Annotated in this window: 19 protein-coding genes; 17 read left to right on the top strand and 2 right to left on the bottom strand. The window is 35.2% G+C overall.

Translation table 11 applies throughout. From position 1 onward, the window contains the following. The first annotated feature begins 4 nt into the window (after positions 1-4). The 17 genes from DarG (at position 5) to QOL71_RS15590 (ending at position 12649) form a co-directional block, all read left to right on the top strand. The gene (gene DarG, locus QOL71_RS15665) at positions 5-409 is read left to right on the top strand and encodes a flexirubin biosynthesis protein DarG (protein ID WP_240580538.1); all 405 of its coding nucleotides are present in this window, start codon (positions 5-7) and stop codon (positions 407-409) included. Positions 410-480: 71 nt separating this feature from the next. Next, positions 481-1476 carry a BtrH-related acyltransferase DarH gene (gene darH, locus QOL71_RS15660; RefSeq protein WP_283417830.1) on the top strand — a complete coding sequence of 332 codons (996 nt, stop codon included), beginning with the start codon at positions 481-483 and terminating at the stop codon, positions 1474-1476. Further along, positions 1477-2232 carry an ABC transporter ATP-binding protein gene (locus tag QOL71_RS15655; RefSeq protein ID WP_283417829.1) on the top strand — a complete coding sequence of 252 codons (756 nt, stop codon included), beginning with the start codon at positions 1477-1479 and terminating at the stop codon, positions 2230-2232. Continuing rightward, the gene (locus tag QOL71_RS15650; protein ID WP_283417828.1) at positions 2219-3487 is read left to right on the top strand and encodes an ABC transporter permease; all 1269 of its coding nucleotides are present in this window, start codon (positions 2219-2221) and stop codon (positions 3485-3487) included. The genes QOL71_RS15655 and QOL71_RS15650 overlap by 14 nt, the downstream gene beginning before the upstream one ends. Then, the gene (locus QOL71_RS15645) at positions 3477-3899 is read left to right on the top strand and encodes an acyl-CoA thioesterase (RefSeq protein WP_283417827.1); all 423 of its coding nucleotides are present in this window, start codon (positions 3477-3479) and stop codon (positions 3897-3899) included. The genes QOL71_RS15650 and QOL71_RS15645 overlap by 11 nt, the downstream gene beginning before the upstream one ends. After that, a complete protein-coding gene (locus tag QOL71_RS15640; RefSeq protein ID WP_346772107.1) occupies positions 3899-4843 on the top strand; it encodes a beta-ketoacyl synthase N-terminal-like domain-containing protein in 945 nt (314 codons plus the stop codon). Before QOL71_RS15645 ends, QOL71_RS15640 begins: the two co-directional genes overlap by 1 nt. A 12-nt stretch (positions 4844-4855) precedes the next feature. Beyond that, entirely contained in the window at positions 4856-5065 is a 210-nt protein-coding gene (locus QOL71_RS17685) for a hypothetical protein (RefSeq protein WP_346772106.1), read from the top strand. Positions 5066-5075: 10 nt separating this feature from the next. Further along, positions 5076-5615 carry a 3-oxoacyl-ACP synthase gene (locus QOL71_RS15635; RefSeq protein ID WP_283417826.1) on the top strand — a complete coding sequence of 180 codons (540 nt, stop codon included), beginning with the start codon at positions 5076-5078 and terminating at the stop codon, positions 5613-5615. A gap of 104 nt (positions 5616-5719) precedes the next feature. Further along, on the top strand, positions 5720-5977 hold the full coding sequence (locus QOL71_RS15630; RefSeq protein WP_034672593.1) for a phosphopantetheine-binding protein: 258 nt from the start codon (positions 5720-5722) through the stop codon (positions 5975-5977). Between the two features lie 82 nt (positions 5978-6059). Further along, on the top strand, positions 6060-7259 hold the full coding sequence (locus tag QOL71_RS15625; RefSeq protein ID WP_283417825.1) for a beta-ketoacyl-[acyl-carrier-protein] synthase family protein: 1200 nt from the start codon (positions 6060-6062) through the stop codon (positions 7257-7259). Continuing rightward, positions 7256-8317 (top strand): beta-ketoacyl synthase N-terminal-like domain-containing protein, encoded by a 1062-nt coding sequence (locus QOL71_RS15620; protein WP_283417824.1) that lies wholly within the window; start codon positions 7256-7258, stop codon positions 8315-8317. The genes QOL71_RS15625 and QOL71_RS15620 overlap by 4 nt, the downstream gene beginning before the upstream one ends. A gap of 161 nt (positions 8318-8478) precedes the next feature. After that, positions 8479-9240: a polysaccharide deacetylase family protein gene (locus QOL71_RS15615; protein WP_283417823.1), complete on the top strand. Its 762-nt coding sequence runs from the start codon at positions 8479-8481 to the stop codon at positions 9238-9240. 149 nt (positions 9241-9389) lie between these two features. Continuing rightward, positions 9390-10016: a flexirubin biosynthesis/transport protein LolA2 gene (gene lolA2 / locus QOL71_RS15610; protein WP_283417822.1), complete on the top strand. Its 627-nt coding sequence runs from the start codon at positions 9390-9392 to the stop codon at positions 10014-10016. Then, complete coding sequence (gene lolB2, locus QOL71_RS15605) at positions 9982-10617, top strand: flexirubin biosynthesis protein LolB2 (protein ID WP_283417821.1); 636 nt, start codon at positions 9982-9984, stop codon at positions 10615-10617. The genes lolA2 and lolB2 overlap by 35 nt, the downstream gene beginning before the upstream one ends. 1 nt (position 10618) lies before the next feature. After that, entirely contained in the window at positions 10619-10999 is a 381-nt protein-coding gene (locus tag QOL71_RS15600) for an ApeI family dehydratase (RefSeq protein ID WP_072958162.1), read from the top strand. After that, positions 10996-11472: a hypothetical protein gene (locus QOL71_RS15595; RefSeq protein ID WP_283417820.1), complete on the top strand. Its 477-nt coding sequence runs from the start codon at positions 10996-10998 to the stop codon at positions 11470-11472. Before QOL71_RS15600 ends, QOL71_RS15595 begins: the two co-directional genes overlap by 4 nt. A 4-nt stretch (positions 11473-11476) precedes the next feature. Beyond that, positions 11477-12649: a DUF2062 domain-containing protein gene (locus QOL71_RS15590; protein WP_283417819.1), complete on the top strand. Its 1173-nt coding sequence runs from the start codon at positions 11477-11479 to the stop codon at positions 12647-12649. 61 nt (positions 12650-12710) lie between these two features. Here the strand turns inward: QOL71_RS15590 and QOL71_RS15585 are convergent, their stop codons facing one another. Then, a complete protein-coding gene (locus QOL71_RS15585) occupies positions 12711-14369 on the bottom strand; it encodes a C45 family autoproteolytic acyltransferase/hydrolase (protein WP_283417818.1) in 1659 nt (552 codons plus the stop codon). After that, positions 14369-15895: a phytoene desaturase family protein gene (locus tag QOL71_RS15580; protein ID WP_283417817.1), complete on the bottom strand. Its 1527-nt coding sequence runs from the start codon at positions 15893-15895 to the stop codon at positions 14369-14371. Before QOL71_RS15580 ends, QOL71_RS15585 begins: the two co-directional genes overlap by 1 nt. Positions 15896-16046 lie beyond the last annotated feature (151 nt).

Below are 16046 nucleotides of genomic sequence, written 5' to 3'. Positions count from 1 at the left end.
GCCAATGAAAAAACAAGACCTTCCTCAGGACGAAAGTAATCTGAAGTCAGCCAACATGACCGAAGTGTTATATGTGACTGACGAAAACGATAATTACACCACAGCCAACAGCATCGGCTGGGACGCCAAAAAAGCAGCACTCGAAGAATCGATGGAGCTGATTCATGAAAGAATTGAAGAAGCGAAACAAGATGTTGCCAACAATAAAGTAAGCCCTATCATTTATTTCATGGAACTGAATAAAATGGACTTACAAGTTCTTGCAGCCTATGTCGGAATGTGGCAATGGCGGGTAAAAAGACATGCAAAACCAAAAATTTTTAAAACACTAAGCGAGTCCGTACTGAAAAAATACGCCGATGCTTTCGGAATTTCAGTGGATGAGCTAAAAAACTTTAACGGTAAGTAAATCAAACCTCATAGGTTTTTGAAACCTATGAGGTTTAGCAAAGTTATCCGCGATAAAAGAGATAAGAAAAAATGAAACTTAATTTTGAACACCATCAGACCGCACATTGCGAAAACGGTGTCGCCTCTAATTTACTATTAAACAAAGGGTTAAAACTCAGCGAACCCATGATTTTCGGAATCGGTTCCGGATTGTTCTTTGTGTATCTTCCTTTTTTAAAAGTGAATTTCGCTCCCGGTTTCAGTTATCGCCCGATGCCAGGTGCGATTTTCAGCAAAGCGGCAAAAAGACTGGGAATAAAAATTAAAAGAATCAAATTCTCAAATCCGGCAGAAGCCCAGAAAGCGCTGGAAAAAAATTTAGAAAATAATATCCCGACAGGACTTCAGGTCGGCGTTTTCAATCTCACTTATTTTCCTGAAGAATATAAATTCCACTTCAACGCTCACAACTTAGTTGTTTACGGAAAAGAAGACGGAAAATTTCTGATCAGTGATCCTGTGATGGATTACACAACGACGCTTACAGAAGCCGAACTGGAGAAAGTAAGATATGCAAAAGGCGCTCTTCCGCCGAAAGGTCATATGTACTACCCTACTTACATTCCCGAAAATGTAAATCTGGAAGAAGCGATCAAAAAAGGGATTAAAGATACCTGTAAAAATATGTTGGCTCCCGTTCCAATCATTGGAGTAAAAGCGATGCGATGGGTGGCCAAAAGCATTCCGAAATGGGCAGCCAAAAAGGGAACCAAAACAACCAATCATTATTTGGGACAACTGATCAGAATGCAGGAAGAAATCGGAACCGGAGGCGGTGGTTTCAGATTTATTTACGGAGCTTTCTTACAGGAAGCTGCGGTGATTCTTAAAAATGATGAGTTAAGAGAACTTTCCAAAGAAATTACAGCAATCGGTGATCTTTGGAGAGATTTTGCGGTGGATATTGCAAGAGTCTACAAAAACAGGAATTCGAAAAGCGATATTTACAACAAACTTTCGAAAACAATGCTTCATATCGCAGATCTGGAAGAAGCTTTCTATAAAAAACTGAGAAAAGCGATCTAAATGGAGAACTTTATTGAGATTAAAAATTTATATAAAAAATATAAAAATGCAGAAGAGTTTTCTGTAAATGATATTTCGTTGAATATTGATAAAGACGAAATCTACGGAATTCTCGGGCCCAACGGAGCGGGAAAAACAACATTGATTTCCATGCTTTCAGGTTTAATAAAACCAACATCAGGAAGCTTTAAAATCAATGGATTAACTCCTCAAAAAGATGGTTTTAAATTAAGACAAATCATCGGAATCGTTCCGCAAGAATACGCTTTGTATCCAACTTTGACCGCTAAAGAAAACTTAATGTTTTTTGGAAGTCTGTATGGCTTAAGTCACAAAAAATTAAGAAATGCTATTGATGAATCTTTGGAAATCATGGGTTTGTCAAAATTCGCAGATAAAAAAGTAGAACAGTTTTCAGGAGGGATGAAGCGTCGTTGCAACCTGATCGCGGGAACCCTTCATAATCCTAAAGTTTTATTCCTTGACGAACCAACTGTTGGTGTTGATGTTCAGTCAAAAAAAGCCATCATCGATCATCTTTTAGATCTGAATAAAAAAGGAACCTGTATCATTTATACATCTCATCACCTTTCAGAAGCAGAGGAATTCTGTACAAAAATTGCCATCATCGACCATGGAAAGATTCATGCGGTGGGAAGTCCTGAAGAATTGGTGAACAGAGTAACAAATGCCGAAAACTTAGAAGATGTTTTCATTTCATTAACCGGAAAAGAATTAAGAGATGTTGTTGTATAAACTGTGGAGAAGTTTCGTTAAGGAAATCCTTTTGCTGAAAAGAGATATCGGAGGAATCGTCATTATTTTTGTGATGCCTTTATTGTTGATTATCACGATTACCTTGATTCAGGATTCTACCTTTAAAAATCTGGAAGGCTCAAAAATTCCAATCATTTTCATTGATAACGACAAGTCAGAAGTTTCGAAAAACATAAAACAGGAGCTCGAAAGCAGCAAAACATTCGAATTGCTGACCAATTTTACGGAAAAATCCGCTCAGGATGCCGTTTTTGGCGGTGATTATCAAATGGCGATTGTCATCCCCGAAAATTTAACGAAAGATATTAATTCAAATATTGATTCTAAAGTTCAGACCATCATCAGTTCATTCGGTCTGGAAACGGATTCTTCCGCTGTGAAGAAAACGGTTTCAAAAGCGAAAGATATTCATTTATATTTCGATCCGGCAACCAATATCGGCTTCAAAAACAATGTAATGAATGCTGTGAACAAAATGGTTTTTGAGATCGAAAATAAAAAGATTTACAAAGCTTTCCAGGATCAGCTGGGAACGACAGAAAATTTGGAAGAAAATAAAAATTTGATCAGCTTTAAAGAAATCACCCCAAAAAAAGGCAACATGGATATCATGCCGAATTCCGTTCAGCACAACGTTCCGGCTTGGGCTTTATTTGCCATTTTCTTTATTGTGGTTCCTTTGTCTATTAATTTAGTTAAAGAAAAAAGTCAGGGAACAAGCGTGAGAGCGAGAATCAGTCCGACTCCTTATTTTATTCATATTTTAGGAAAAACATTTACGTATCTTATCATTTGTGTCATCCAGTTTTTATTGATGGTTGCAGTAGGAATTTACCTTTTCCCATATATGGATTTACCACAATTCGACGTCACAGGGAAGATGTTCCAGCTAATAATTGTAACTTTATTTGCAGGTTTGGCCGCAATAGGATTTGGTGTTTTATTGGGAACTGTTGCCGATACACAGGAACAGTCTGCGCCTTTTGGGGCAACTTCGGTTGTCGTTTTGGCGGCTGTCGGAGGAATCTGGGTTCCGGTATTTTTAATGCCTGAATTTATGCAGACCATCGCCAAATTCTCTCCTATGAATTGGGGATTAAATGCTTATTACGACATCATTTTAAGAAACAGCGGAATAGGCGGAATTGCGAAAGAAATCACTTTCTTATTTTTATTTTATGTAGCCATGGTCGCTATTTCATTATTTTACGAAAGAAAACAAAATGCAGTCTAAAGAAAATTTAACTTGTACAGAGGAAGTTCGCGTAAGGTTCAACGAAACAGACCCGTTGGGAATTGTCTGGCATGGACATTACATCGTGTATTTTGAAGACGGAAGAGAAGCTTTCGGAAGACAGCACGGTTTGACGTATCTTGATATTCAGAAAGCGGGTTACGTTACACCGATCGTAAAAAGTACCTGTGAACATTTTCTTCCTTTAAAATACGGGGAAACCTTTAAAATTGTAACCACTTTCGTGAATTCAACTTCAGCGAAATTGATTTACAGATACGAGCTTTTTAACGAAGACAATAAATTGGTCTGTTCGGGAGAAACCATTCAGGTTTTCCTGGATTCTGAGAATAATTTATGTTTGTATAATCCTGAGTTTTTTCAGGCCTGGAAAGATAAAATGGGATTATAATGAGGAAAGAAATTTACATCACAGATTACAACTGCGTCACGCCTTTAGGTTTTGATGTTTCTTCGAACTGGAATGCTCTTTTGGAAGGAAAATCCGGCGTCGCTTTACATAAAATCATAGAAAATCAGGAGCCTTTTTACGCTTCGATGATTGATTCCGAAAAACTGAACGAAGAATTTAATAGATTCTTCGACTCCGCTCAGAATAACAATTTGAGTTTTACAAGGCTTGAAAAAATGTTTTTGTTGAGTTTAAAACCTTTGGTTGAAAAACATCAGATTTCAGACGAAACGGCTTTTATTTTATCAACAACAAAAGGAAATATCAGTTTATTAAAAAACCAGAAGACTTTACCGGAAGGTATTTTTCTTTCCAGCTTAGCTCAAAAAATTGCTGACTTTTTCGGATTTAAAACAAAACCGATTGTTGTTTCTAACGCCTGTGTTTCTGGAGTAATGGCGATTGCTGTGGCCAAGAACATGATTCGGGCTGGAAAATATAAAGATGCTTTTGTCATTGCCGGAGACGAAATTTCTGAGTTTGTAATTTCGGGATTCAACTCTTTTCAGGCGATCGGAACAGAAATTTGTAAACCCTACGATAAAAATAGAGACGGAATCAATATTGGCGAAGCCGCGGCAGCAGTTTACATAACAGGCTGTCATTCTGACGAAGGAAGAATCTCACAAAACGAAAAATTTAGTTTTAAAATTTTAGGAGATTCAGCAATTAATGACGCAAACCATATTTCGGGACCATCAAGAACTGGTGACGGATTATTTTCAAGCATCAAAAATACAATAACAGAAGCTAATGTTTCGACAGAAAAAATTGATTTTATTTCTGCACACGGAACAGCGACAATATATAACGACGAAATGGAAGCCATCGCTTTCAACAGGATGGAATTACAAAATGTTCCTCTAAATAGCATGAAAGGCTAATACGGACATTGTTTGGGAGCATCAGGATTGTTGGAAAGCATCATTTCAATGGAATCTGCGTTGAGTAATATTTTAATTCCATCTAAAAATTTCGAAGAAACGGGGACTTCCCAACCTTTGAATATTATTAAAGAAAACCAACCTGCGGAAATTAAATATATTCTGAAAACGGCTTCAGGTTTTGGCGGGTGTAATGCAGCAATTGTTTTGGAGAAATGTTAAAATGAAAACGATGAAGAAAACAGACATTTGTACCATAGAAAAGTCAAAAATCATTCTCAACAACGAGATTATTTTTGAAACCCCAACTGAAAATTTTTCAGATTTTGCGAAAGAAGCTTATAAGAGTTTAGAATTAAATTATCCTAAATTTCATAAAATGGATAACTTAAGCAAACTCGCTTTTCTTGCTTCTGAAATGGTTTTAAAAGACGAAGATCATAACAGAACAGCTTTGGTTTTTGCCAACAGATCATCAAGTTTAGATACCGATTTTAAATATCAGGAAAGTATCAATTCCCTGGAAAATTATTTTCCGAGTCCTGCCGTTTTTGTGTATACTTTGCCTAATATTTGCGTGGGTGAAATCAGCATCAAACATAAAATGCAGACAGAGAATGCTTTTTTCGTTTTGGACGAATTTGATGAAAATTTTTTAAATGATTACGCAGCACAGATTTTACAATCGGGCAAGGCTGATAAAGTCTTGTGTGGCTGGGTAGAACTCTATCAGGAAAGTTATCAAGCTTTCGTATATTTGCTTACTTTGTAATTAACAATATAAAAATGTACCAGTTTACCAATCTTAAAATAATCTTATAATTATTGTTACATTGTTAAATTTATACATTGGTACATTATAAATGAAATTTATTTATGGAAAACTTAAGAGAAGAATTAAAGCACAAAATCATTGAAGTTCTTAATTTAGAAGACGTTGCAGTAGAAGAAATCAAAGATACAGATCCGTTATTCGGCGGAGGTCTTGGGTTGGATTCTATCGACGCGCTGGAATTGATCGTGCTTTTGGATAAAGAATACGGAATCAAATTAGCCGATCCCAAAAAAGGGAAAGAAATTTTTTCTTCGATCGACACAATGGCTAAATTCATTGAAGAAAACAGAACAAAATAAATTAATATACCAATGTATCCATGTAGCGGTCTAGCAATTGGTAAACTGTTACATTGATACATTGTTACATTATAAAATTAAGATGGGTCAAAAAATTGCCATAACAGGAATGGGCATCATTTCCGCTATTGGAAACAATGTGGAGGAAAATTTGAGTTCGTTAAAAACCGGAAAACACGGAATTTCAGACATTCAATTGTTTGAAACTCGTCATGTTGGAAATATCAAAACGGGCGAAATAAAATTGTCTAATAAAGAACTTGTTGAAAAACTTCTGTTAAATGAAGATAACAATGCTACAAGAACCTCTTTGTTAGGCATGGTTGCTGCAAAAGAAGCTGTAGAAAGTGCCAGAATTTCTGACATTAATGAATATAAAACCGGTCTGATTTCCTCAACCAGCGTTGGCGGAATGGACGTAACCGAAAAATATTTCTACACTTACGAAGACTTTCCTGAAAAGCAAAAATATATTGACGCACATGATGCAGGAAATTCATCGTTATTGATTGCAGATTATCTTGGCTTAAAAGGCATGGTTTCAACGATCAGTACGGCTTGTTCGTCTGCAGCCAATGCGATTATGATGGGCGCAAAATTGATTAAAAACGGTGTTTTGGATCGCGTGATTGTTGGCGGAACAGATTCTCTTTCAAAATTTACGTTGAATGGTTTCAATACGCTGATGATTCTGACAGATTCTTACAACACCCCTTTTGACAATGACAGAAAAGGTCTGAATCTGGGTGAAGCCGCCGCTTTCATCGTTTTGGAATCTGATGAAATCGTAAAAAAGGAAAATAAAAAAGTCTTAGGCTATCTTTCAGGATACGGAAATGCGAACGATGCGCATCACCAGACCGCTTCTTCGGAAAACGGACAAGGCGCTTATTTAGCCATGGAAAAAGCATTGAAAATTTCAGGCTTAGATAAAGAAAACATCGATTATATCAACGTTCATGGAACGGCAACTCCGAATAATGATTTATCTGAAGGCATTGCAATGATCCGAATTTTTGGAGAAAATAAAGTTCCGGAATTCAGTTCTACAAAAGCTTTTACGGGTCATACTTTAGCAGCGGCGGCGGTAATTGAAGCGGTATATTCGTTGTTGGCCATTCAAAACAATCTTATTTTCCCGAATCTGAATTTTAAAACAAAAATGGAAGAATTTGATTTAACGCCTGTAACGGAACTCAAAGAGAAAAATATTAACCACGTTCTTTCCAACTCGTTTGGTTTTGGAGGAAATTGTTCAACTTTAATTTTTTCAAAATCATGAGTGCAGTTTACATCAACAGTGCAGCCTGTATCTCAGTTCAGGACACATTAAATGAAAATTTTTTCCAAAATCTTAAGCCCGAAAATTCATCTCAGGTTTTAAAAGTGATCGAACCCAATTACAAGGAATTCATTCCGCCTGCAGCCAGCAGAAGAATGTCTAAAACCGTAAAAATGAGTTCCGTAGCTTCACAATATGCTTTAAAAGAAGCCCGAATCGAAAATCCTGACGCGATTATCGTCGGAACAGGAATGGGCTGTTCCCAGGATTCTGAAAAATTCCTGAAAAATGTATTGGATAACAATGAAGAGTTTCTGACTCCTACGTTTTTTATTCAGTCTACACACAATACGGTTGCGGGACAAATTGCGTTAGGTCTGCAATGTCACGCATACAATTTCACGTATGTCAACACATCTTCCTCGCTGGAATTTTCATTTTTAGACGCAAAATTACAGATCAATGATGGTGAAGCAGAGAACATTTTGGTTGGTTCCACAGACGAACAAACCGACCGAACCATGGAATTGTACAGATTAAACAAAACCATTAAAAAAGAAGAAAATCTTCCCGTTGATTATCTGAACTCGACAACAGACGGCGTTATTTGGGGAGAAGGGGCAAGTTTTTTTGTTTTAGGGAAAGATAAAACTGAAAATTCTTACGCTCAATTAAAAGATATTCAAATCAGCAACAGATTAGATTTAGAAGAAACTCAACAATTTATTGAAGATTTTTTAGCTAAAAATAATTTGAAAAATGATGAAATTGATGCTGTAATTTTAGGTTTCAGCGGAGATGCGAAATCGAATGTTTATTATGCAAAAGCAATGAATTTGTTTGAAAATTCGGCTTTGTTGTATTATAAACATTTGAGTGGCGAATTTAATACAGCAAGTGGTTTTTCGACATTTATGGCTTGTCATATTCTTAAAAATCAGGAAATTCCGGAAGTGATGATGATTAATTCGGTGAAGAAAGACAGAATTAAAAATATTTTGCTTTATAATCATTTGGGAGGAAATGACCATAGTTTGGTTTTGTTAGGGAAAGCTTAGTTTTTAACTCAAGTTTGTCATTCTGACGAAGGAAGAATCTCTATATTATATTTTAGATTCTTCATTTAGCTTTGCTCCATTCAGTTAGCTTTGCTCCATTCAGAATGACATTGCGCATATAAAATTGTGGATATTTTAAACCAAATCCAAAAACAATAAAGATGAAACATTACCCATTTATCCTATTTTATCTTTTCTGTAACGTTTTTATTTATGCGTTTCACGGAACTTTTTGGATGTATTTGTTTTGTTTTTTATTGTTTTCTGCAGTTGTTGTTTGGGGTTCTTTCGATATTGAACTGGGATATTTCGTTAACAGCATCACTCATAAAAGAACAAAGATCAAGGAAGTGGCTCTGACTTTTGATGATGGACCAACAGAATTCACACCAAAATTTTTAGATCTGTTGAAAGAAAATAACGTAAAAGCGACCTTTTTCTGCATCGGAAAACAGATTGAAAAATATCCCGAAACGTTCCAAAGAATTATTGCAGAAGGTCATAAGATTGGAAATCATACACTTTCACATTCCAACAAAACCGGATTTTTATCGACTTCAAAAATGGTTGAAGAGATTGAAAAATGCGATGAAGTGATGTTGAAAATCGGAAATTTAAAGACCAATTTATATCGACCACCTTTTGGAGTTACCAATCCGAATATTGCCAAAGCCATTAAAAAAACTCATAAAAAAAGCATCGGCTGGAATGTTCGTTCGTTAGATACGATTACAGAAGATGAGAAAAAAATTTACCGAAAAGTTACCAAAGGATTGAAAAAAGGAAGTATTATTCTTCTCCACGATACTTCGGAAAAAACGTACAATGTTTTGGTGGATTTATTAGTATTTTTGAAGGATAAAAATTATTCAACTTTTACAATTGATAATATTTTAACCACAAAAGAGACAAAAGCTTTTTAACATATTAGAATTTTAAGTTTAAATTGTAAGAAGAACACATAAGTCCTGAAAATCTTTGATTTTCATCTTTTGTAAACTCTATTTCTAAATATTTAAGTTAAAAAATAATCTTTTGTGACTTTTGTGGTTAAATTTAAAAACGTTAAACAATGATTAAAAATATTGCTCTCGGAGTATTCTTATTAGTTTCAAGCTTCTTTTTTGCTCAAAATACGGCGATGTCTGGAGCGGAAGCAAAAGCATTTGTAACTAAAGTTTCTTCGGAAACCAAAGAAATAAAAACCTTACAGGCAGATTTTACCCAAACCAAAAAAATGGATTTTTTGGATAAAAGCATCGTAACGTACGGAAAAATGTCTTTAAAAACTCCGAATATGCTGAGTTGGAAGTATACGAAACCTTATCAGTACAGTATTGTTTTCAAGGATAATAAAATTTTCATCAATGACCAGGGGAAAAAATCTTCGGTTGATGCGAAAAGCAAAACGTTTGAGAAGATCAATAAACTGATTGTCGGAAGTTCAAACGGACAAATGTTCAACGATCCCGAATTTTCTGTGACTTACTTAAAAAATGCGAATTTCAACATTGCAAAATTTACTCCGAAATCAGCTCAATTGCTGAAATACATTAAACAGATCGAATTGAGTTTTCCAAAAGGCCAATCAACGGTTTCGCAGGTGAATATGACGGAAGCTTCAGGTGACACGACGAATATTGTTTTTAAAAATACCAAGATCAATGCGCCGATTGCTGCTTCAGAATTCAGTTTATAGCCTGATTTTCTTACTGTTCGTTTCGTGTAAGACATACAAATTAACGAATGTAAAACCTGTTTCCAATTCTGAAAAAACAGTTGAGAATTTATATTTTTCTTCCAACGAAGATTATGTTTATAAATGTCAGATAGATATTTATAAAAATCATGTCAGCGGAATTTTGATATTAAAAAAAATTAACGAAACGACGCATCGTGTTGTTTTAACTTCAGATTTCGGAAATAAATTAATCGATTTTGAAATTTCGGATAATAATTTTAAGCTGAACTATGTTCTTCCTGATTTAGACAAAAAAATTGTCATCAACTTTTTAAAGAACGACTTTCAGCATCTTTTAAAAAGACAATATCCTGTGAATGAAAGTTTTGAAAACCAAAATTCTAAAATCTATCTTTCAAAAATTGATAAAAAAACATATTATTTATTCTTTAACAAAGAAAATGGTTTATTGAAACAAATCATTTACACGAAAAATAATAAGGAAAAAATCGATTTTACTTTTGATGCAAAAAAACATATCTTCGCGGATAGTATTGATCTTCAACACAAAGATTTCAAGATCAACATAAAACTATTTCAAATAACTGAAACAGAATAACATGCAGACCATTCTTACAGATTTTTATACTTTACAATCATACGAACAGGCAGAAAACGGAAGTTATATTGCCAACATTTCCCTTAATAAAGATCATGATATTTTCAAGGGACATTTCCCCGGAAATCCTGTTACTCCGGGAGTTTGCATGATGCAGATCGTAAAAGAACTTTCTGAGGAATTCACTGGTTCGCCTTTATTTTTAAAAACGGCATCCAACGTGAAATTTATGGCGATCATCAATCCGTTTGAAACACCGGACCTGAAACTGCAACTCGATATCACTCAGACCGAAGAAGAAGTGAAAGTAAAAAATACAACGTCTTTTGGCGAGACTATTGCATTAAAAATGTCAGTTAACTACCAAAAAACAGCAAAATGAAGCTAATTTTTTCATTTTTAACGGCTTTTATTCTTTTTTTCCAATCGGGTCTTGAATCTTTAAGGGAAAGCTATGCAAAGGCCAATTCGTCTAATGCAAATACGGAAGAATTCATCAATATTGCGGAAAAAACATCCGGATCAGACGCTGTAATTCAGGGCTATAAAGCTGCAGCCAAGATTATGGAAGCCAAAATTACCAAGAACAACAGAAAAGCTTTGGTGAAATCCGGCGCAACAAGTCTTGAAGCGATTATTAAAAGCAATCCGAACAATGCCGAACTGAGAGTGATCCGAATGAGTGTTCAGGAAAATATTCCTAAAATTGTAGGATATAATAAAAATCTGAAAGAAGATAAAACTTTTATTCTAAATAATTATTCTAAGCAAAATTCCGCACTGAAAACATACATCAGAAAATTCGCTATGCAGTCTAAAACGATGACCGCAGCAGAAAAAAATTCATTAAAATAACCGAATGACCCTGCCTGAAGTACAAAATGCAATCGCTGAAAAAAAGATCTGCGTTTTAATTCCTACTTACAATAATGAAAAAACTCTGAAAAGAGTGATCGACGGTGTTTTAGAATACACAGAAAATATCATTGTTGTCAACGATGGCTCTACCGATTCCACAAAGGAAATCTTAAACCAATATCCTCAAATCAATGTCATCAGTTTACCTGAGAACAGAGGAAAAGGAAACGGCTTGAAAATCGGCTTCAGAAAGGCAAAAAAATCAGGTTATAACTATGCAATAACGATAGATTCCGACGGACAGCATTATCCAGATGATATTCCTGTTTTTGTGGAAGCTTTGCTTAATGAAAATGAAGATGTTTTATTGATTGGAAACAGAAATATGTCTCAGGACGGAATTCCGAAGAAAAGCAGTTTTGGAAACCGTTTTTCTAATTTTTGGTTCTGGTTTGAGACAGGAATTAAGCTTGAAGATACGCAATCCGGTTATCGATTATACCCTTTACACAGAATTCCGAAAAAATATTTCACCCCAAAATTCGAGTTTGAGATTGAAATAATTGTGCGGACAGCATGGAGGCATGTTCATGTAAAGAATGTTCCGATAAAAGTTTTGTATGATCCTGCGGAAAGGGTTTCGCATTTCAGGCCTTTTAAAGATTTTACGAGGATCAGCATTCTCAATACTATCTTGGTAACCATCACTTTGCTTTATATTATTCCGCGAAACTTCGTGAATAATTTCAAAAAAAAAAGCTTTAAAAAGTTCATCAAAGAAGATGTTTTAGAAAGTGACGGAACCAACCGTAACAAAGCGTTTTCTATAGCTCTGGGTGTTTTTATAGGATTATCTCCGTTCTGGGGATTCCAAACCTTACTGGTAATTTCTTTAGCCGTTCTTTTTAAATTGAATAAAGTGTTGGCTTTTGTAGCTTCCAATGTGAGCTTACCTCCATTTATTCCTTTTATTATTGCTGCTTCATTGTTTTTAGGAGCTCCGTTTGTGAGTGGAAACAGTGATATTTTTAGTCAGGAATTAAATTTTGATCTTGTAAAGAATAATTTGCTACAATATGTAATCGGAAGTATGATCTTAGCAAGTATGGCTTCGGTTATTTCTGGTATCGCAACATTTTTGTTTTTGAACCGGGTAAGTCCGGAGATTAGCTAATTTTTCTCGTTATTGGATTCAAGGTTTCGGCGGCGGCTTTGCCGCCGCCGAAACAAAAAAACTACCTCAATTTCCTTAACGTTTTCTTCAAGTATCTTTCCACATTTTCTTTATCTGGAATGGTTGTAATCTCTTTAGTCAAAGCTTTTTCGAATTCCATTTTTGCTTTGGAATATTCTTTTTTATTAAAATAATATTTTCCGGATTGATAATACACCAGCCAAAAATCAGGATTCAAAGACTGGTAATAGAGCAGAAAATCATCCGTAAGCATTACGTCCTTATCATCAGTTGCATGATTCACTTCAGAGCTGGCAAATTTATACTCTTCATAGTTTTCAAATTCCTTAGAATCTACGAAAGGATCTTTTGCTATGTTTAAGTTTGATTTTGCAAACTCTCTGTTTTTCAATCTTTTATCCGAAAAAATTTCATTTAAATCATAGCAAACAAATTCTCCCAACTGGTACGGATTCGAAGAAACCCAAACCAGCTTTTTCTGAGGCGAAAAAATCACCGCATGATGCGCTAACAACTGATTGATTGCCTTTTCATTTCCATAGCCGATCTTTTCTCCATTCAAACCCGATTTATCTCTTAAGATTGCTGCCATTTTCTCAGGATTAAGCTTTTTATTTTCCTGTAAAAGTTCCTGTAATTTTTCATAACGGTACTCAGAATGGCTTTCTACAATATGTTTCTGATTCCTCTTGTCATTTTTGTAAGCATCCGACTGGAAATGATTCGTACAAAAAACACGGCTTGTATTTTCCACTTTGTACACTCCAAAATTGTTTGGAGAAACTTCAATAATCACCGCATTCTTATCATTCGCGCTTCCCACCAAAATCGATTCTGAAACGAAAACTTTCCGTTTTCTGGCAATGGCAATTGCTTCATCGATGTTTTTGGCATATTGTAAAATTTCTCTTGTTACCAGAGAAATTGGTGTTTTTGCCGTCAGCGGAATTTTAGATTTTCCTGCATTGATCGTCACCGTAATTCCTTCCTTATTCATCCCCGAAACGACACCTATCATTCCCGGCCAGCTTACGGACAGGTAAGGAATTCCTTCTTCCGGCTCTACAAATTCGATCAATTTATTTTTAGAAAAATCATCGCCTACATGAAAATCAAAATTCCTTCCGATCAGCAGGTCTCCATCTTCTGTATTTTCATTCCAGACCGCGAGAGAAGTACAGCCCACAACCATTAAATCCTGCATCGCGTGGCCAATATCATGGGCACCGTGCAAATACATACTTCTTAAAAATTTCGGAGCTATAAAATCATATTTATCTGATGAATATTGGGATAAACCGTATAATTCTGCCTGATAATCTTCACGAACGTTCAGGTACATTTTCCGGTTGTACCACTTTAGAAAACCGCGCAATAAATTTTGCTTAAACTTCGATGGTACAAAACCTTCTACTTTTGAAAAGAAAATCTCTTCCTGTTTCTGCATCAGATTTTGCGTCAAAGCTCCGTTATTGTAACCCAGTTGCAAAGGATTTCCTTTAATATACAATTCCCAAAGCTGTTGTTTATTTTTTGTTAAATAATTCTGATTAAAACTAAAAGTAGAGTCGTTGATCTTGTTAACTTTCGGAATTTCAAGCGAATATTGTTTTACATCGGGAATGTGTTTGATAGATTTTCTTATTCCGCAGGATGTGATGTTGAGAATCAATAAAAGGTAAAGTAAAACTCTCTTCATCAATTCTTATTTAAAACTTTCATTAATCTTTCGTCAATCACTTCTTTTCCAAGAATTTCCGAACATGTAACAAATGCGCCAATCGTAACACCAAGAATTCCATGCATGTTGATGCTTTGTCCCGTCAAGAACAAATTACTGATTTTGGTTTTTGGGGAGATGATCGTTTTCAAAGGATTGCCGGAATCTTTTACATAGCCGTACATATTTCCTTTGTAACCACCAATATAATCCCTGTAAGATAATGGCGATGAAGTATAAATCTCCACAATATGAGATCGCAGATGAGGATATTTTTTTTCTATTTCAGCAATGAATTGTTCAGCTTTTCTTTTCTTAAAATCCTCATATTCCTGTCCTCTTTCATGCTTGTCTGCAACTATATTAAAAGTCTTTTCCCATTCCCTAACCTCATCATAATCCATATAGGTAATAGCGGTAAGACTCTCTGCAAAATCAGGGTTATCTTTTGAAGAACAAGATGACAGCATATAACACTCCGGCCAGCTTTCCCTGGAATAGCTAGAGCCGTTCCAAACCTTATCTTCTGACTTGTAATGGTAATAGTTGTAATTAAAATGCTTGAAGGATTGAGGCTTCAAAACAATATAAATACTGAAACAAGAACTTGTGGGAACGAAGTCATTAACTCTATTGGTAAACGATTTTTTAAATCGATCCCGTCCCGCTAAATCTAATGTCGTTCTGATTTCTATATTTGATATGAATTTTTTCGAAAAAAATTCTTTTCCATTTTTTGTTTTTACGGATTTCAGCACATTATTGTCGTCGAAGATCATTTCTGTAACTTCTGAGTGTTTATAAACTTCTGCCCCGTGATTACGAAGTTCCTTGATGATCAGTTTTGAAATCTGACTTCCTCCATTAATGCATTTGTAAGAACTCTGAATGTAGGAGTTAACTGTTAATGCATGGACATAGAGTGGCGTTTTATGAGCAATCCCGGCATATAAAAAATTAGAACCGGATAAAACAGCCTGAAGTTTTTTATTAGAAGTAACAGATTCTATAAATTCCTGAGCATTGATGTAAAGAATATCATCGTTATATTTCCCTTCACCAACAAGATTGTATCGGGGAAACTCGTTACAAACGTTTTGGATCTCTTCTATGTATTTTTTCAAATTTTCTTTTTCATCCGGAAAAATTGCAGAGAGTTGCTCTACAAAATTATCGTAACCTTGGGAATGCGGATATTCTATCTCGTCATTATCAAAAGTAATCTTATCAAAACCGTTTTCATCCAGTTTTTTTAGGTTCAGTCCGTCCATTATTCCGAGATATGTGAAATATTGGTTAAGATTTTGCCCTTTGGAAAGTCCGCCCAAATAGTGGACACCTGTATCAAAAATCAGCTTGTTTCTGGAAAAAGTCTGCAGGTTACCACCATATTGGTTGTTTTTTTCTAACACACACACTTTCAGACCTTCTTTTGCCAAAACTAGAGCAGACACAAGACCTCCCAAACCGCTTCCGATAACAAGTATGTCGTATTCTTTTTCCAATTCCTAGAGAAGTGAGATGTTAGACTTTAGATGTTAAATAAAAAAATAAGCTTTAAACGTTGAATCACTCGCAGCCCGACTTGAGCGGAAATCCTTTTTGTTTTTTTGCTAAAAAATAAAAAGATTGGGAGCGGAAGGCGGATTAAGCTGC

The organism is Epilithonimonas pallida, assembly GCF_900182975.1.
In the GTDB taxonomy this organism is placed as follows: domain Bacteria; phylum Bacteroidota; class Bacteroidia; order Flavobacteriales; family Weeksellaceae; genus Epilithonimonas; species Epilithonimonas pallida.
This window is presented reverse-complemented; position numbering and strand designations above follow the sequence as displayed.